The sequence below is a fragment of the Congregibacter sp. genome (assembly GCF_965662665.1).
Classification (GTDB): domain Bacteria; phylum Pseudomonadota; class Gammaproteobacteria; order Pseudomonadales; family Halieaceae; genus Congregibacter.
On the sequence record NZ_CBFIIF010000003.1, the window covers coordinates 112162 to 129115 of the forward strand.

The following is a 16954-nucleotide window of genomic DNA, read 5'->3' on the forward strand; positions in this document are numbered from 1 at the left end:
ACGCGCTTGGAGCCGCGTAGTGAAGGGTATACCATTCTCGCATCATGTCGGTTCACTTTAACGATGCCTCGCCCTCCCACTAAGCAAGCCAGCTCCGGCGATGTGCGTGCCTTTTTACAGCGCGCGCGCTCTGTACAGCGTTTTAGTGCCACACGATCCAGACTCTTGTTCGCTATTGACGCTACTGCCAGCAGGCAGCCGACCTGGGATCTCGCCTGCGAGCTTCAGGCCGATATGTTTAGGGCAACGGATGACCTCGCGTCACTCTCCATTCAACTCGCTTATTATCGCGGGATCGGTGAGCTGCATCTGGATGCATGGCAAAGCGATGCCTCCGCGCTCGCCACGCGAATGAGCCTGGTGCAGTGCGCCGCGGGGCGTACACAGATCGCACGACTTCTCCGTGCTGCTTTGACGCAACAAGCCGCTGTGAGTGCCCGGGGATTGGTGTTTATAGGCGATGCCGTAGAAGAAAACGCCGCTGCATTGCAGGATCTGGCAGGGAAATGCCGCTTACAGTCTCTGCCCCTGTTTATCTTTCAGGAGGGTCATGAACCCGCAGCACAGCGGTGCTTTGAAACCATGGCCAGACTGAGCGGCGGCGCTTATGAGCGCTTCGATCAAAGCAGCGCGCAAAGACTTCGCGAGCTGCTAGGCGCAGTAGCGCGCTATGCCGCGGGCGGACGAAAAGCCTTGGAGAGCAGCCCTACGCCAGGTGCGCAACTATTGCTTGAACAACTCAACCGTTAACAGACTAACGAGAACTTAATGCCAAGACTGATTTTATTGCTGGCCATCGGCGCGGTCGTATACATACTGCTTCGGCGCGTTGCTGCTATGCCGCCCCACAAACGACGCGGCGAATACTTCAAGCTCGGTGTTGGCGTGGCCGTTGTAGCGGTGGTCCTCCTGACCCTCGCGGGCAAGATGCACTGGGTGGGCGCCGCGATCACCGGTTTACTGGTAGCCGCTCGGCAATCACTACCGATTCTCTTACGTCTGTTCCCTATGCTCTCGTCATTGAAGTCTCAGGCCGCGACGGGCAGCAAGCAGTCGACGGTCACAACAAGCATTCTGCGCATGCATCTCGATCACGAAACGGGCGCACTCTCGGGAGAAGTCGTTGAGGGACCGTTCAAAGACTGGCTCCTTGACGAAATGGACCGGGAACAGCTCGATTCTCTGCGACAATATTGCGAAGATAACGACTCGGAATCCCTGCAGCTACTGGACGGCTATCTGGAACAGCGATTTCAGGACGCAGCGCGGGAAAACAGCGAAAAGGAGGCGCCCGCAGTGGGCGGTATGTCTCAAAAAGAAGCGCTGGAGATCCTGGGACTCAACGAAGACGCCGATCGAGAAGCCATTATCGATGCCCATCGCAAACTGATGCAAAAACTGCACCCCGATCGAGGTGGGTCCGACTATCTTGCCGCGAAAATCAATCAAGCCAAAGATTTTCTTACCCGGGACTGAAACAGTGACCGGACGCAGATTCACGACAAACGTATTCAACAAATTCTCACCACACTAAAAGGAAAGCCAGCAACATGAGTGATGAAGTATTCGTCATCCGAAATCAGTTAGGTCAGTTTTGGACCCGTGCCGGAGAGTGGGTCGATGGTCGGGAGCCGCAACGACTACTGAAAATCAAACATCGCGACGAAGCTGTGAATCAGCTGGTAGAGCTCAGTGCCAAGGACATCGATTTGCGCGGCGAAGTACTCGCCTGCGATGTCGATGACCGAAAAGACCCCATGGTCGACGCCAGCAGTCATTTAACACCAACGCTTGCCGACTTAGCTGCAGAGAAAGCTGCCGAGAAAGCGGCGCAAAAGGCCGCTGAAAAAATCGCTCAAGAAGCACTCGCAAGCGACGGAGACGAGAGCGAAGCCAGTCAGCAAGAAGCCGACGCCACAGACTCTGAGCTGGAGGAACCTCCACTAAGCGCTGCGGTCGGATAAGACACACCTAGCTTTTGAGCGTAAAGCCCTGCAGCGGGCTACGCCGTAGGAATAGCAAGACTGCATGACTTGAAAAGATCGGGCGCACCCCCACTATGAATGAGTGCGGGATTTATCCCCGGAACCTTTTACACGTACCGAGGCAATCTACGGATTGCGGCCGGGTTCGACACAGGTATTTACTATGCGCATTTTGCTGTTCCTCGCCACCAATTTTGCCGTGCTGATTCTCGTAGGCAGCGTGTTTACGCTGCTGGGCTTCGAAGGCATTCTCGCCGCCAACGGTGTAGACCTCAATCTGCAGGCTCTGTTGGTCTTCTGTGGCCTGTTTGGGATGGGTGGATCCCTGATCTCACTGTTTTTATCCAAGTGGATGGCCAAGCGCGGCACCGGCACCTACATCATCGAGCAGCCACGCAATCGCGACGAACAGTGGCTCGTGGATACCGTTGCGGAACTTGCGCAGGAAGCGGGTATTGGCATGCCCGAAGTGGGAATCTTCCCAAGTGAAGCTCCCAATGCCTTCGCCACCGGCTGGAATAAAAATGCAGCCCTCGTTGCCATCAGTGCGGGGATGCTAAAACGCTTCCCGGCGAACGAAATACGTGCGGTTGTCGGTCACGAAATTGGTCACGTCGCAAACGGCGATATGGTCACACTGACGTTGATACAGGGCGTGGTGAATACCTTTGTGATGTTCCTTGCACGTATCATCGGCCACACGGTGGATCGCGTGGTCTTTAAAACGGAACGCGGTTACGGCATTGGATACTTCGTGGTCTCTATCGTTGCAGAAATTGTCTTGGGTATATTGGCCAGTATCATCGTATTCAAGTTCTCACGATGGCGCGAGTTTAGGGCCGATGCTGCGGGAGCCAGCCTTGCGGGCCGCGGAGATATGATTGCAGCGCTGGAGAGACTTCGGGGGAATCAGGACTCCCCTCAGGACCTACCGGGAGAACTCACCGCCTTTGGTATCAGTGAGACCGCCAAGCAGGGTATGAAAGCTTTATTCAGCTCACACCCTCCTTTGGATCAACGCATAGCAGCGCTTCAAAGCGGCGCCTAAACAACAATCTACATCACACCAAATGAATGAGAGGCAAGAACCATGAGTGAGAATACCAGCGCGTGGATACGTTGGCCCAGCTACATTGCCTGGTTTTTCCTGGCGGTATTGGCCATTTCTGTGCTGGTCGTACGCACTGGCAACTGGCAGCAGGGGCTTTTACTGTACGCAATCTCCGCACTGCTAAGCGCCGTCGTATTGGCCTTCATGGCGGTGCAAAGTCTTTTGCCGCGTTGGCGAGGCGAACGGATGGTTATCCTAAAGCGGGCCCTGCCTGCGCTGCCCGGGGCAGCGTTATTGCTCATGGCTATGCAGGCCGGGGACGTGCCACCTATTCACGATATCGGCACAGACTTGGAAGATCCGCCGGTCTTTGAAGAAGTACTTAATCTTAGGGGCGACAACAGTAATCCTATCGATCTCACGGAAGAGGTGGTAGAGCAACAACGCGCGGCCTATCCAGATCTACAAACCCTCGAGAGTCCTCGCTCTTACACGAACAGCTACAATCGCGCATTAACGACCGCCCGCGCGATGGGGTGGGAAATTGTCCGTGAAGACTCCAATGCCGGCTTTATCGAAGCAGTGGATACCACAGCAATCATGCAGTTTAAGGATGACATCGTCATCCGCGTACAAACCAACGCCGAAGGCAGTCTCATTGATATGCGCTCGGTCTCACGGGTGGGCGTGAGCGATCTTGGTGCAAACGCCAAGCGCATTCGTAGCTTCATGGCCGCATTTCAGGCCGCCGAGGGCTGAGCAATATGCTGCGCCGGCTTCGAGCTTACAGCCTGCTTCTGCGGCGGGCGTTATTAAGGCTGCTACTGCCCGTCCTGCTGCTGACCTCCGGGGTAGTTTCTGCTGCTGATACCAAGGACTACCTAAGCTTTGCCACGGAAGACGAGGCGAACAGTACCGAAATCTTTAGTAAGGCAAGTCCTGCCGTCGTCTATGTGACTACTACAACACTCCGTCGTCGCAGCCGCTTCTCTTTGGACGTCATGGAGATACCCAAGGGCTCGGGGTCCGGCTTTGTCTGGCACGCCAGCGGACTCATCGTCACTAATTATCATGTGGTGGCGGAGGCGAACCGCATGCAGGTGACCCTGCAAGATGGCAACAGCTATGCCGCAGAACTCATTGGCAGCGCACCAGAGAAAGATCTTGCGGTACTTCGCTTGCTGGAGCCCCCAGAGGATCTCACCACTCTACCCCTGGGTGATTCCACCGAGCTTTCCGTAGGTCGCAAGGTGCTAGCTATTGGCAATCCCTTTGGCCTGGACACGACGCTCACTACCGGCGTAGTAAGCGCCCTGGGGCGAGAGATTCGCGCGCCCAGCGGGCGACAGATACGCGGTGTAGTACAGACGGATGCCGCGATTAACCCGGGCAACTCCGGTGGCCCTCTACTGAATTCCCTGGGGCAACTTATCGGTGTCAACACCGCAATTTACAGCCCCAGCGGTGCGAGCGCAGGCATCGGATTTGCTATTCCGGTCAATACCGTTCGCGAAGTGGTACCCCAGCTCATCAGTTACGGCAGAATACTTCGCCCCATTATGGGAATCGAGCTGGCGAGCGATCGCTGGCGGCGACGTTACGGCATTGAGGGCATGCCTGTCGTTCGCGTGTTTCCCGGGCTTCCTGCAGCGGAAGCGGGTTTGCAGGGGGTCTCTCGAACCTCTCGAGGTGACTTAAAGCTTGGAGACACGATCATTGCCATCGATGGACAAACCATTGACAGCCATGACGACTACCTGACGCTCATGGAAAGCCGCAAAGCCGGGGACACAATTTCGGTGCGGGTCCGTCGCGGCGACCGAGAGGAAGACTTCGACGTTATGCTCACGGAGTCACAGTGATTGAGATGTCGAAGCTAATCCGTCTAGCTAGAGAGCTGCGCAGAACTCTCTAATACGATGGCAGGCACGATCAAGCACTGCTTGATTCTGCGCCAACCCCATGCGTACAAAGTTTGTCGCCGACGGCCCAAATGCGTTGCCGGGGATAACCGATACCGCTTGATCTGAGAGCAAGCGTTCCGCGAACTGCTGACCGTCCATGCCCGTACCCGCAACGTCACACATGATAAACATGCCAGCGTGAGGCCTGCTGCACTTAATAGTCTCGACGCTCGACAACTTACCCAACACAAAGTCGCGCCTCTGAAGGTACTCGTCCCGCATCTCCTGCACGTATTGCTGATCATTCTCAAGGGCGAAGGCGCTAGCGTCCTGAATGAACTGGGGGCTGCCAAACAATGATGCACCCGCAAATTCACCGAGCCGTTCAATAAGCGTCGGGGGCGCCACAACCCAACCAATACGCCAGCCACTCATCGCATGAGACTTTGACAGTCCATCAACCATGACAATGTTATCGAGGCACTCCGCACTGGCCCGAGCGGACATGTGCTTCCCCTCATAACAGAACATGGAGTAGACCTCGTCACAGACGAACCAGACGTTTCTCTCCAGACAATAAGCGGCCAGCTCTCTGATATCCGCCGCGGGAATAATCGCTCCCGTCGGATTGCCGGGTGTGTTGAGGAACAACACTCGAGTGTCTGCAGTGATTCTTGCCTTGAGAGCCTCGACGTTCAGTGCAAAGTTCTGATCGACATCCAATGCCATCGTGCGCACTTTCAGGTCAAGAGCGGTAAAAATCGGGGTGTAGCCGACATACATGGGCTCGGGCACAACGATTTCATCGCCGGGATCCAACAGGCAGGACAAAACAGCGTAAATGGCCGACGTAGCACCGGGAAAAACTGCTACCTCCTCAGCGCTGCAAGGATGGGGTGAGGTCTGGGTTTCAAGATCTGCTACCGCACGCCGCAATTTGATTTCGCCCAGCGCCGGCGAGTAGTGTGTTCGTCCTACGCGCAGATGGCTGACCGCATTATCAATAATGGGCTCAGGAGTCCGAAAGTCAGGGTCACCTACAGACAACAGGATGACATCGTCGCCGTTACGCTGCATTTCCAGCGCCCGCTCGTGCACCGCCCACACATCACTGTCTTCGGCAGAAAGCCGCTCGGTGATACGGGCGTAAGTAGGTGAAAACATAGCGAGTAAACCAGCAAAAAATTTGCGCGATTATAGCGCAGGGGACGCGTCGAATCGTAATTAGGGCGTGCTACCCTACTTGCGTATGATGCAGAGAATCCGAGTCAAGAGAACAGCCGAACGTTGGGGAAGCTCGTAGGTCGTAGGTCGTAGGTCGTAGGTCGTAGGTCGTAGGTCGTAGGTCGTAGGTCAAAGCTTGAAGGTCGAAAATCGAAAATCGGATATGAGAGGTGACATGTGAAAGGCGGGATCAAGTGGTTACTTCTCAGCCTGTTTCTTTTAGTGCTGGGAATCATTCAGTTTATCCCTGGAGAATCACCTCAAACACCGGGACAAGACCTCTCGTCAGGTCTTGAAGAACCCTCTACTGAGCATTGAGCGCGGGAAGAGGGCTTAGAAAATCAACTGTTCGTTGATCCGGCTCGAGGCAAAGAGCCCCGAGCCGAATACTGTAATGCTTACTCCCTAAGTTCAGGTTTCAGCCGCGCAAACTCTACTTAAAAGTCAATTCTCGTAGCAGTATGTCGCTCATGAGTGTTCGCAGCTCACCCCGCTTCATACTCAGGTCACGACTCTTTTCCATAGAGCCCATCAACTCTTCGGTCATAGCCTCCCACTCTTCGTTCGTCGTATCCATCATTGCGCCTGCCGACGTCCACTCGACAAACAGCCACAGATCAGGCTCACCAACACGCGCATGAACGTTAGAGAAAATTTTGTAACTCTTTACCTTACCCGCTTTCTGCATCATCTCCATCTGCTTCTGCCAAAGGCTGCTCAGATTATCCATGTACGCATCAAACTGCCCATCTTTTGTATCTACACTGGCCACCCCCCAAAAGGATCCGGCATCGTAGCTGTCCTGCGCACTTGCGAGCATAGGCATACAGAACAATAGGGCAATTAGCATCTTCTTCATTGTTGTCATCCTTTCGGTAAAAGTTTAATCACGCGAATGCGTGATCTAAACAGCCTAGACCAGATACGAACTTCTGCAAGCTCTAAGCGACACGGAATCTCCAGGCACTGCTAGAATCAGAAGATGGAATTCAGCTACACACCCGAGATCATCGGCATTATCTTTGCGCTGATCTACATACTGGCCATTGGCAGCGCGATCGACGCCATCCTCCGAGCGCGAACGGCGCAGGGCTCTATTGCATGGGTAGTGTCTCTGCTAGCGTTACCCTACCTCAGCGTTCCCCTGTACCTCGTCTTTGGGCGCAACAAATTTGACGGTTACCTTAAAGAGCGCACCGAAGTCGAGGCCCAGGCCGAAGCACGATTGCAGATTCCGCGAAGCGAGCTCTTTGACTTTCAAGCGAGCGATGCATCTGCAGCGTTCTATCGCAGTCTCCAGCGCCTCGCCAGACTACCCACGGTACGGGGGAACACCGTAGAACTTCTCATCGATGGCTATTCAACTTTTGACAGCATAGAAGCCGGACTGCAAAGCGCACAGCAATACATAATGTTTCAGTTCTACATCCTCCGCGATGACGCTTTGGGCCAGCGTTTGGGTCGAGTCCTCACGGAAAAGGCGCGGGCAGGACTTCAGGTTTATCTGCTTTATGACGAGGTTGGTTCTCGAAGCTTCCGCAAAAGCGCCCTGCATCAGGAACTGACACAAGCCGGCGTGCACTTGGCCGAGTTTAATACTACCCAGGGCCGACGAAATCGTTTCCAACTCAATTTTCGCAATCACCGGAAAGTCGTTGTTGTGGATGGCGACAGTGCATGGATAGGTGGACACAATGTCGGGATCGAGTACTTGGGAGAAGACGAGGCGCGAGGGCCCTGGCGCGATACCCACGTAAAAATACAGGGACCCGCTGTCATCGGCGCGGAGCTTACCTTTGCGACCGATTGGTTGTGGGCGCGAAGAGAGACCTTAAACATTGACTGGCAAATAGAGCGAAGCTCGCCGGGCGACTGCTCGGTTCTAGTCTTCCCTTCCGACCCTTCCAGCGAGTTCGACGAGGCAGGCCTCATGTTCCATCAGGTCATTACGCAGGCCCGGGAACGCATATGGATAGCCAGCCCCTACTTTGTTCCCGACCGAGGCATTATCGCCGCACTGCAACTCGCGGCGCTCCGCGGTGTTGATGTTCGCGTGATGATTCCAGATAAAGCCGACGGCCCGGTGGTGGGTCTTGCCAATTGGTCCTTTACCCGAGAACTGCTTCCCGCCGGCGTTGCTGTGTACCGCTACGAGCCCGCTTTCATGCATCAAAAGGTACTGTTGCTGGACAGGGAGCTGGCTGGCGTAGGAACGGCAAACTTCGATAATCGCTCTTTTCGCTTAAACTTCGAGATTACCGCGCTGGTGCACGAAGAAGCTTTCTGTGATGAAGTGGAGAAGATGCTTCTGGAAGACTTCAGCCACTCGAGACTCGTCACGGTCGAAGAACTCGCAGCAAAACCCCCGTGGTTCCCGCTGGCTACCGCAGCAGCCCGACTGATGTCTCCCGTTCTTTAAGCTCAATCAATCGGGCCAGGCTCGACGATCAATATCAATATCCGCGAAGTCATCCGCATGGAGTCTGGGTTCTTTTCCTTCCGCGAGCTGCGTGTCGTAGTCCTTCAATAATCGCAGCGCCAGCTTGGACATCCACAGCAGACCGATGAGATTGACTACGCCCAGCAGCCCCATGGTCAGATCAGCAAAGCCGAAAACTGTACCCAGGTCTTGCGCAGCGCCCCAGAACACGAGACCCAACACCGTCACCCGAAAGACCGAAAACAGAGTCCGGTTTTCTTCGCTAAAGTAGTTGAGCGCGTTCTCGCCCAGATAGTAGTTGTACATGATGGAGCTGAAGGCAAACATCACCAGCGCAATGCTGACAAAGCTCCCGCCCCAGTCACCCAAATGCTCAGCCAGTGCGTTTTGCGTCAGGGCTACGCCTGAAATCCCTGTATCCCCGGGCTGATACACGTCTGACAAAAGAATGATCAGTGCCGTACAGCTGCACATAACGATGGTATCGATGAACACGCTAAACGCCTGAACGATTCCCTGGTTAGCCGGATGAGGCACAAAGGCAACGGCCGCTACGTTGGGCGCACTCCCCAAGCCCGCCTCGTTACTAAAGAGACCCCGCTTGACGCCCTGCATTATTGCGACGCCAATACCCCCACCCAGCGCCGAATCTAATCCAAAGGCACTGCGCACAATACTTGCGAACGCCCCCGGGACCTCCTGAATATTCAAGCCAATCACGAGGAGCGCACAGGCGAAGTAGCTGACCGCCATTAGCGGCACGACAATCTCAGATACCGCCGCTATACGCTGGATACCGCCAAAGATCACGAAGCCCAGAAACACCACCAATCCCAGGCCGCTCATCCAGGTCGGGACACCAAAAGAAACGTCGAGAGAGGTGGCAACCACATAGGACTGCACAGCGTTGAAACCAAAGCCAAACGTAATCAAAAGAAGTATTGAGTAGATGACCGCCAACCCGCGCTGATTAATACCTCTGGTAAGGTAGTAAGCAGGCCCCCCGCGAAAGCTGCCATCGGGTTCGTAGCGTTTGTAGAGCTGCGCCAGGGAACATTCAAAGAAGCTCGTGGCCATACCCATGAGCCCAATGACCCACATCCAGAAAACCGCACCCGGTCCGCCGAGGGTAATTGCGACCGCTACACCGGCGATGTTGCCACCCCCCACACGGCCGGCAACACTAACAACCAAGGCCTGAAAAGAACTTACGTGTCCTTTCTCGTGGTGCAGGGCTGATCCCAAAACGGCGAACATGCGTCCAAAGTATCGGAATTGTACAAAGCGCGAAGCCACGGTGAAGTACAAACCGATACCTACCAGCATCACAACCAGTACTTTGCTCCAGAGCAGATCACTCAGCATTGCTAACATCGTAGGTCCTTGTGTTTACTCAGAAACACCCAAAACGAAAATGACCAGCAATGCCGGTGGTACAACATAGCGAATCAGGAAGTACCAAATTGCGTAGCCTGCGGCGCTCAACGTTGTGAACTCTTCCTGGGAGTGTTCGCGCCGCATAAACCAGCCGGCAAAAATGGCAATGAACAAGCCTCCCAGGGGAAGCAGTATCTGGTTGGAGAAATAGTCCATAACATCATTGAAGTTTCGCTCCCCCAGACGCAACTCATCCAAAACGTTGTAGGACAGAATACTCAGTATGCTCAGAACTGCGACCGAGCCGACCACGATCATGGCACTCTTGTGTCGCGACACGCCGTAGTGTTCTTCTATCCAGGCATTCACGGACTCCACCAGACCCACCATAGAGGTAATGCCCGCGACCGAAAGCATGACAAAGAACAGCACCGCAAAGACATAACCCCCTGGCATCTGGGCAAAGGCAACGGGTAGGGTCTGGAATATCAATCCTGCGCCCGCGGCGGGGTCCAGGCCATAGTTGAATACGGCGGGGAAAATCACCAGACCGGCCAGCAACGCCACTGCGGTATCAGCAATGACAATGATGAATACAGACTGGCTGATAGAAATGCTGCGCGGCAGATAGGAACCATAGGTCATCATGCCTCCCATGGCCACACCGATAGAGAAAAACGCCTGCCCGATAGCAGCCAGCACAGTGGCAAAAGTGACTTTGCTAAAGTCTGGCGTGAAAAGCCAGGCCAGCGCCTCCCAGAAGCCTCCCGCAAAAAAGTTGAAACCTGCCAAAACAATCAGCAGACCAAACATCAGAGGCATCATGATGGTCACGGCACGCTCGATACCGTTTTTGACACCCGCAAAAATGATAAACCCGGTGATCGCCAATCCCGCAAGCGTCCAAAAGAGCATGCCCCAGTTGTCAGCGAGAACCGCCGTAAACTGAGCCTCTGCATTGACGGCATCAACACCGGCAAATCCGGTAGTAATGGCTTTGAAGAGATACCAGAGCACCCAACCCACAACCACTGAGTAGACAATCTCAATGGTAAAGGCGGCGAGGAGGCCCATACCACCAACCCAGCGCCATTGCGTACTGCGCTCACTCTCCTTGGCAACATTCTCCATCGCAATGGGCGGCGCGGCATCGCCACGCCGGCCGATCATCAGCTCTGCCATGAGAATAGGCACGCCGATGAGAAATGCACAGCCAAGATAGATCAGCACGAAGGCAGCGCCGCCATTCTCTCCGGTTACGTAAGGGAAGCGCCAGATATTGCCAAGGCCCACGGCGAAACCCACCGAGGCCATGAGAAACGCAAAGCGAGAGGTCCAGTGCGAGTGCGCACCGCCGGCTGTCGCCATAATCAAACTCCGAACTTGAATTAGCCTCGGAGTCTACACAAAAGCGTCCAGCGCTTCAGCCGACATGTTCTGCAAACATGCCAAGGGCGCTGATAAGGTCTCCGCTAGCTACTCGAGAGGGGCCGTTGCAGCGCCCAACCACTCGCGATCGCTCTGCTCGTCCAAACGATCCATAATTTCCAGGGCAACGCGCTCATGGTAAGCATCAATCCAGGCTCGCTCCTGTCCACTCAGAAGCGATGTATCGATAAGACGCCTGTCGAAGGGCACCAGCGTGAGTGCGTCAAACTCCAGCATGGGTACCTCACTGGACGTTGTATCTGCCTCGCGCACCACGCAGAGGTTCTCGCAGCGGATCCCAAAAGCACCATCCCGGTAGTACCCCGGCTCATTGCTGACAATCATACCGGGCGAAAGCGCCGTTGCATTCCAGGCCTTGGCAATGCGCTGAGGGCCCTCATGGACACTCAAAAAGGCCCCTACCCCGTGTCCCGTTCCATGGTCATAGTCACGGCCGGTTTGCCACAAAAACTGCCGCGCCAGAGAGTCCAGATGGGTGCCCGTGGTGCCCGCAGGAAATCGTGCACTGTCCAAAGCGATATGCCCCTTCAGCACGAGAGTAAACAACTCGCACATTTCCTCGCTGGGCTCTCCAATCGCGACGGTTCGAGTGATATCGGTCGTGCCGTCCGAGTACTGGCCGCCGCTGTCAACCAGATACAAGCTGTTTGGAATCAACTCAGCAGGGCTGTTATCCAAATGGTTGTAGTGACACATAGCAGCGTTAGAGGCTGAAGCGGAGATAGAGTCAAAAGATAGCTCGTGGAAATGCTCTCCCTGGGCCCGAAACTCGCCCAGACGGTCTGAGACCAGTGCCTCGTCGTGGTAACGCCCGTTAGACACCTCGGCATCCAACCACGCCAAGAACCGAATTTCTGCGACGGCATCCCGTCGATGTGCCTCCTGAGCGCCGGCGATTTCCACGGCATTTTTACAGGCCTTGGGTAGCAGCACTGGATCGTCTGAGGCCATCAGGGTCGCCCCGCATTCCTCGAGACTGAGTTGGGACCAGGCATTAGCTGTACCAGGATCCGCCAACACTGTGCGCCCGGCAAACTTCCTGAACAACGCAGCCGCCTGGTCCTCAGGCACAACGGAGACACCCGCTCCCGTGTGTTCATGAAACCCCTCGGGAATTCGCCGCTCATCGACTAACAAATGCAGATCGCCAGTCCTTTCAAGCAGGGCGCAGCTAAGGAGCACGGGCAAGCGAGGTACATCGCGACCCCGAACATTCAATAGCCAACTAACCGAGTCCGGCGCAAAAATCAGCGCCGCGTCTGCACCAAGATCGGCAATCACTCTACCTAGACGTTCGCGCTTGATGAGGCTGTGCTCACCGGTGAAGGTTTCACTCAGCAGTAAAGCCTTGGCGATAAATGCTTCAGGCCTGGCACTCCAACAATGGTCTATAGGGTTGTCGGTGCTCAGTACAAGCTCGATATGTGCATCAGCCAATATCTGACTAGCCCGCTGGTACCAGTCCAGAGTACACATCCGTGGATCGATGAGAACCTTGCTGCCAGCCCCTAACTGCTCGGTAATCCACTCCAGAGGTGGCTCTTCGATGAGGCGACGATACTGATAATGCTCAGCATCGACTTGCCGTCTGACCTGCACCGTGTAGCGCCCATCGGTAAAAATTGCCGCGTCTCTTGCCGTTACCACCGCCATGCCTGCAGAGCCGGTAAAACCTGTCAGCCAATGCAAACGCTCGTTGTGCGCAGGTATGTACTCGCCCAGATACTCATCGGCTCTCGGGACGCAAAAAGCATCAACACCGCGAGCCTTAAGTTCTTTGCGTAAAGAATCCAGGTTTGCTTTCTTCTCCGCCACCGCGAGGCTCATGGTTCAAATTTGCTCAAAGTCTTCTTTGCCCACACCACAGTCGGGGCACAACCAGTCTTCCGGAACATCTTCCCAAAGCGTTCCCGCAGGAATGCCATCGTCAGGCCATCCCTCGGCCTCGTCATAAATCAATCCACAGACAATACATTCAAACTTACGAAAGGACTGCTCACTCATAGTGCTATGTTCTCCGGGAACAACGATTGAAAATCAAACTCTGATAACTCTGTCTTAGCGGCCTTGTGCCACTTCACCATCAAGGCGAAGACGGTAGCCATTTTCTTCGGGGCTGGCAATGAGCGACAGCGCGCGTGCCAAGTCTGGATCCAGCGCCCGTCCCGAGCTTTCGATGAACAAATCCACCGTAAAATTCTGCTCATCGAGCTCTACACCGCCCGTTGCGACAACCGGACCGCTCAGGGTGACGATATCTGCGAAGACTCGCTCCTGAGAGGGGCTCGTGAGAGTCGCGGCATAACTACCCAGCGCGCGAGCACCCCCCGGAGACTGCCAAGCTGCGCCTTGCCATACCAGCCGTCCTTCGGCACGGCGCAAGCTGCTGCGGGTCACCAGCAATTCGTCAAAAAGCATCTCCAGACGCCCGCTCAACTCTACCGGCAGGGCCTGCTTTAAAAGTCCCGCGTCGAGGTTCATATCAAGATCGCGGATACCCAGCGCTTCGCCCACCAGTCTTAGCTCCAAGCTGCCTCGTTGACCGCCCCAGACGCTACTCAGCTGAGCTGTCGGTGTAAGGCTGAATAGACTGAGGGGCTCCAAAGTCCAGCTAAGCTTCCCCAGATGTAAGTAACCACCTGGAGTTTGGACTCGCGCTCGTGTTGCAGTCCCCTTGCGCAAGGTTCCGGACACGCCCGATAACTGTACTTGCTGGGAATCCAGAAAGTACGGAAGTAAGCGCGCGGGCGCCTGCAAGACCATAAAAAACACTAGTACCAGCACGCCGACTATCGCCGGCAACCAAAACCGACGCTTCATCGGACTGCTGCGACGCGAAGCGTTGCGCTGACCACTCCAGCGCTACTTGTCTGACTGAGCGAAAGATCATCAACCTGTAAACCCTGCACCGTTTCCAACTCATGAATCCAACGTAAGAGTGCATCCAAGGGTGCTGATTCAAACCGCAACTGCACTGATCCCTGGCTGTTGGGTTGAAGTCGACTCACACTTAAAGCGTAACGCAGCGCGCTCTGATTAAGGGACGCGCTGAGGTTTGCCGGCTGCGTCCCACGACCATTGCTCTGGGTACCTTCCAATGACTTTATTTCTGTCGCCATGATATCCACCCGCTGGAGTATCTCGGCGGTGGCAAGATTCCGGGCACTGAGTTCGTCGCGCGCTCGTCCGAGAGGAGCGATCACAAACATCGCCAAAATGTAAACCATTACGGCAAATGCCATCGCTAAGAGGGCTAGCTGTTCACGGAGGGTATAGCGCTCAAACCAGACTTTCATGGACGCTCTCCTATGCGTAATCTCGCACGCACTCGATCGCCACTGCGAGAAGAACTTTCCAGACTCGCGCTGTAACCTGCTTGCTCCAGTGATCCTCGCAAGGATTCCACGTCGGCAAAACTGGCCGCCATGAGGTTCACTCTCAGCTCAGCATTTCGCTGGCTGTAATTCAGGCTAGCGAGAACCATATCGCTCTCGGGTGAGAACACTGCGCCCAAAGGTGCTAGTAGTCCCGTGAAGGTGGCTCCACTCCCACCTCCGCGTAAACCGTCGAGTTGCCGCTGCAGCTGTTTCTCTGCATCAACGATGGCACCACGAGGATTGATCCCACGATACACAGACTCAATCTCGCTACGTAGCACAAGATTTTCCCGTTCCATGCGCTGTAAATCGAGCCAGCCAGAAAATAAATGAATACCCAGTGCTACGAGCAGTAGTGCGGCTACTTTGCGCCACTGACCCCACCACCGCGCGTAGGGTAACTGCGGAGCAAATTCGCCCTGGAGCAGATTGAGTACCGAGGCATCTGACTCACTGAGCATGAGAGCCTCCTGAAACCCGCCCTTTCGCCACTGAAGATCAGTGATCGCAAGAGGTGTAAGGAGGGCGAGATCCGTAGACTCATTCATACCATAAACGATGACTCTACTTGGCGGGGACTCCTCAAAAAGGGCGCTAAGAAGTATTGGCACTAGCTCATTCTCAACCCGCGTACCGGCATTGCGGCCATAGCGAACAAGCGTGCTGTCCTCCTCGACCACCAGCATCCATTCACCCGGGGACCAGGGCAGCAGCAGGGGCTCAGGAATCCAGGGTAACTGCGTGGCGAACTCCCCAAGACTCTCTTCCCAACGCCGCATCGTCTGATTGTCAACAATCCCCACGCCGTAGTGATTCTTATCAATCAAACGCCGGGCAAAATGCAGATCTTCGATGCTGTCGGTAAGTGACTCCTCAAGCATGAATGGCAGGGAGGCTGCCAGGTGTTTTCGCTCTTCGGGAGTCACGGTCAACTCCAGCAGTCTTACCTCACTCCCCGGGGCCGCAAACACGATCCCGTGATCTCGCTCACCAAGACTCAGGCGAAGCCGATCGATCACCGCAGGATCGTCTCCGTCCAAAAGATAAACGGATCCCCCGTCCAACCAACAGAGGTTGTCTTCGCGCAAACAGATAACGCTCAAGTTCTCGCTCACCGGGGACTCTCAACAGCAGGATTAGGCATGTCGTATAGACTGGCATTGATTCGTTGCAGCACGTCGACCTCTCTCGATTGACGGCGCAGCACACTGTACAGCCGCTGCTCGCGGTCGGCAATCTCCACACGGGACGCCAGCAAAAAGTATGAGGAAGATTCCGTCAGCAGAGCCGCGATCCCGGTCGTTTGCGCACCGGAAAAAACCCCTAACTGCAGAAAGGCATCGAGGCTCGCAAAACCTGTGTCCTCCCGAACCTGCAGAAGTGACTCACCGTCACTAAGAGACAAGGGTTGGAGCGCGCCATCGACATTGACCGCACGCAGCACAGGAAGCGGCGCCGTATGAATATTGATACCAGAGGGCACTTGTGGCCAAACGGTTACAAAAGGCCGCAGGGCCTGATAAATCTCCGAGGTCATCCCTGAAATAGCCAGCAACTCGCTGGCGCTGATCATGGGCCGGTTTCCCGGCCGATAAGAAGGCTGCAAGGACACGTAATAGGCGCTCTCAGCACCGTTCAGTCGCGGTTGATCATCCGCATCTATCCAGTCCGCCACGGCGTCAGAGATAGCGACCGCCGTAAACTCATCGAGCTCGGGTGTGCCGAGCGCCTGAAGTAAACGAATGAAGGTCTGCTGTGCCGGCGTGTAGGTCGCGGCATCTGACGACGGAGGCGCTCCCAAAGTATTGAGATTAAATCGACCCTGAAGATCCGCGAGACTCCCGAACATCCAGCCGCCCTCATCCAAAGCATAGGGGGTGGCTTGCTGAGCCCAAATCTCATTGAGGTCGTCTCTGGGTAGATCACTCGCCAGATCAGCATCGTAGTCAAGGGCCAGCGCAAGCGACGCCAGTTCCTCCGCGCCCCGCAGATACGCCCAGCTTTGTTCTGCGACAAAACTGTTGAGTCCGCGGCGATAGCTAAGATCAAAATCACGCTGCAGCGCCACCAACACGCTTGCGCAAATGGCAAAAACCAGTAGCGCCACGACCAGGGCAACCCCGTTCTGTGGTCGGGGTAAAGTCATC

At 55.3% G+C, this 16954-nt stretch carries 16 protein-coding genes and 1 pseudogene; 7 read left to right on the plus strand and 10 right to left on the minus strand.

Features of this window, described 5'->3' with window-relative positions; all coding sequences use genetic code 11:
* Window positions 1–63 precede the first annotated feature (63 nt).
* The 6 genes from ACTG39_RS02410 (at window position 64) to ACTG39_RS02435 (ending at window position 4898) form a co-directional block, all read left to right on the plus strand.
* Window positions 64–750 (plus strand): hypothetical protein, encoded by a 687-nt coding sequence (locus tag ACTG39_RS02410; RefSeq protein ID WP_439105926.1) that lies wholly within the window; start codon window positions 64–66, stop codon window positions 748–750.
* A gap of 18 nt (window positions 751–768) precedes the next feature.
* Window positions 769–1476, plus strand: a complete 708-nt coding sequence (locus ACTG39_RS02415; protein ID WP_439105927.1) for a DnaJ domain-containing protein — start codon at window positions 769–771, stop codon at window positions 1474–1476.
* Between the two features lie 74 nt (window positions 1477–1550).
* A complete protein-coding gene (locus ACTG39_RS02420; protein ID WP_439105928.1) occupies window positions 1551–1964 on the plus strand; it encodes a hypothetical protein in 414 nt (137 codons plus the stop codon).
* Between the two features lie 184 nt (window positions 1965–2148).
* Window positions 2149–3033, plus strand: coding sequence for a protease HtpX (gene htpX, locus ACTG39_RS02425; RefSeq protein ID WP_439105929.1), 885 nt, complete (start codon window positions 2149–2151; stop codon window positions 3031–3033).
* A 42-nt stretch (window positions 3034–3075) separates the two neighbouring features.
* Window positions 3076–3795: a DUF1499 domain-containing protein gene (locus ACTG39_RS02430; protein ID WP_439105930.1), complete on the plus strand. Its 720-nt coding sequence runs from the start codon at window positions 3076–3078 to the stop codon at window positions 3793–3795.
* Between the two features lie 5 nt (window positions 3796–3800).
* The gene (locus tag ACTG39_RS02435; RefSeq protein WP_439105931.1) at window positions 3801–4898 is read left to right on the plus strand and encodes a S1C family serine protease; all 1098 of its coding nucleotides are present in this window, start codon (window positions 3801–3803) and stop codon (window positions 4896–4898) included.
* A 27-nt stretch (window positions 4899–4925) separates the two neighbouring features.
* Here the strand turns inward: ACTG39_RS02435 and ACTG39_RS02440 are convergent, their stop codons facing one another.
* Window positions 4926–6104: a pyridoxal phosphate-dependent aminotransferase gene (locus tag ACTG39_RS02440; RefSeq protein WP_439105932.1), complete on the minus strand. Its 1179-nt coding sequence runs from the start codon at window positions 6102–6104 to the stop codon at window positions 4926–4928.
* Window positions 6105–6597: 493 nt separating this feature from the next.
* On the minus strand, window positions 6598–7023 hold the full coding sequence (locus ACTG39_RS02445) for a hypothetical protein (RefSeq protein ID WP_439105933.1): 426 nt from the start codon (window positions 7021–7023) through the stop codon (window positions 6598–6600).
* Between the two features lie 123 nt (window positions 7024–7146).
* Between ACTG39_RS02445 and cls the strand changes: the two genes are divergently transcribed.
* Window positions 7147–8583, plus strand: coding sequence for a cardiolipin synthase (cls, locus tag ACTG39_RS02450; protein WP_439105934.1), 1437 nt, complete (start codon window positions 7147–7149; stop codon window positions 8581–8583).
* A 6-nt stretch (window positions 8584–8589) separates the two neighbouring features.
* On the opposite strand, the gene ACTG39_RS02455 is transcribed toward cls, so the two are convergent.
* The 8 genes and pseudogenes from ACTG39_RS02455 to gspK form a co-directional block, all read right to left on the minus strand.
* Window positions 8590–9978, minus strand: coding sequence for an alanine/glycine:cation symporter family protein (locus ACTG39_RS02455; protein WP_439105935.1), 1389 nt, complete (start codon window positions 9976–9978; stop codon window positions 8590–8592).
* A gap of 15 nt (window positions 9979–9993) precedes the next feature.
* Window positions 9994–11349 (minus strand): sodium-dependent transporter, encoded by a 1356-nt coding sequence (locus ACTG39_RS02460; RefSeq protein WP_439105936.1) that lies wholly within the window; start codon window positions 11347–11349, stop codon window positions 9994–9996.
* Between the two features lie 108 nt (window positions 11350–11457).
* Entirely contained in the window at window positions 11458–13257 is a 1800-nt protein-coding gene (locus ACTG39_RS02465; RefSeq protein ID WP_439105937.1) for an aminopeptidase P family protein, read from the minus strand.
* A gap of 6 nt (window positions 13258–13263) precedes the next feature.
* Window positions 13264–13434: pseudogene (locus tag ACTG39_RS02470) on the minus strand (rubredoxin); the annotation flags it as partial.
* Window positions 13435–13488: 54 nt separating this feature from the next.
* The gene (gspN, locus tag ACTG39_RS02475; RefSeq protein WP_439105938.1) at window positions 13489–14250 is read right to left on the minus strand and encodes a type II secretion system protein N; all 762 of its coding nucleotides are present in this window, start codon (window positions 14248–14250) and stop codon (window positions 13489–13491) included.
* A complete protein-coding gene (gene gspM / locus ACTG39_RS02480) occupies window positions 14247–14726 on the minus strand; it encodes a type II secretion system protein GspM (RefSeq protein WP_439105939.1) in 480 nt (159 codons plus the stop codon). The genes gspN and gspM overlap by 4 nt, the downstream gene beginning before the upstream one ends.
* Window positions 14723–15922 carry a type II secretion system protein GspL gene (gene gspL / locus ACTG39_RS02485; protein ID WP_439105940.1) on the minus strand — a complete coding sequence of 400 codons (1200 nt, stop codon included), beginning with the start codon at window positions 15920–15922 and terminating at the stop codon, window positions 14723–14725. Before gspL ends, gspM begins: the two co-directional genes overlap by 4 nt.
* Window positions 15919–16953: a type II secretion system minor pseudopilin GspK gene (gene gspK / locus ACTG39_RS02490; RefSeq protein ID WP_439105941.1), complete on the minus strand. Its 1035-nt coding sequence runs from the start codon at window positions 16951–16953 to the stop codon at window positions 15919–15921. The genes gspL and gspK overlap by 4 nt, the downstream gene beginning before the upstream one ends.
* Between the last annotated feature and the right edge of the window lies 1 nt (window position 16954).

Excerpts from the sequence above, each read along its gene's own strand:
- ACTG39_RS02465 (WP_439105937.1), bottom strand. The coding sequence starts at position 13,257 with ATGAGCCTCGCGGTGGCGGAGAAGAAAGCAAACCTGGATTCTTTACGC.
- ACTG39_RS02440 (WP_439105932.1), bottom strand. The coding sequence starts at position 6,104 with ATGTTTTCACCTACTTACGCCCGTATCACCGAGCGGCTTTCTGCCGAA.
- htpX (WP_439105929.1), top strand. The coding sequence starts at position 2,149 with ATGCGCATTTTGCTGTTCCTCGCCACCAATTTTGCCGTGCTGATTCTC.
- gspK (WP_439105941.1), bottom strand. The coding sequence starts at position 16,953 with ATGACTTTACCCCGACCACAGAACGGGGTTGCCCTGGTCGTGGCGCTA.
- ACTG39_RS02415 (WP_439105927.1), top strand. The coding sequence starts at position 769 with ATGCCAAGACTGATTTTATTGCTGGCCATCGGCGCGGTCGTATACATA.
- ACTG39_RS02420 (WP_439105928.1), top strand. The coding sequence starts at position 1,551 with ATGAGTGATGAAGTATTCGTCATCCGAAATCAGTTAGGTCAGTTTTGG.
- gspN (WP_439105938.1), bottom strand. The coding sequence starts at position 14,250 with ATGAAGCGTCGGTTTTGGTTGCCGGCGATAGTCGGCGTGCTGGTACTA.
- cls (WP_439105934.1), top strand. The coding sequence starts at position 7,147 with ATGGAATTCAGCTACACACCCGAGATCATCGGCATTATCTTTGCGCTG.
- ACTG39_RS02460 (WP_439105936.1), bottom strand. The coding sequence starts at position 11,349 with ATGGCGACAGCCGGCGGTGCGCACTCGCACTGGACCTCTCGCTTTGCG.
- gspM (WP_439105939.1), bottom strand. The coding sequence starts at position 14,726 with ATGAAAGTCTGGTTTGAGCGCTATACCCTCCGTGAACAGCTAGCCCTC.
- ACTG39_RS02430 (WP_439105930.1), top strand. The coding sequence starts at position 3,076 with ATGAGTGAGAATACCAGCGCGTGGATACGTTGGCCCAGCTACATTGCC.
- ACTG39_RS02435 (WP_439105931.1), top strand. The coding sequence starts at position 3,801 with ATGCTGCGCCGGCTTCGAGCTTACAGCCTGCTTCTGCGGCGGGCGTTA.
- ACTG39_RS02445 (WP_439105933.1), bottom strand. The coding sequence starts at position 7,023 with ATGAAGAAGATGCTAATTGCCCTATTGTTCTGTATGCCTATGCTCGCA.
- ACTG39_RS02455 (WP_439105935.1), bottom strand. The coding sequence starts at position 9,978 with ATGTTAGCAATGCTGAGTGATCTGCTCTGGAGCAAAGTACTGGTTGTG.
- ACTG39_RS02410 (WP_439105926.1), top strand. The coding sequence starts at position 64 with ATGCCTCGCCCTCCCACTAAGCAAGCCAGCTCCGGCGATGTGCGTGCC.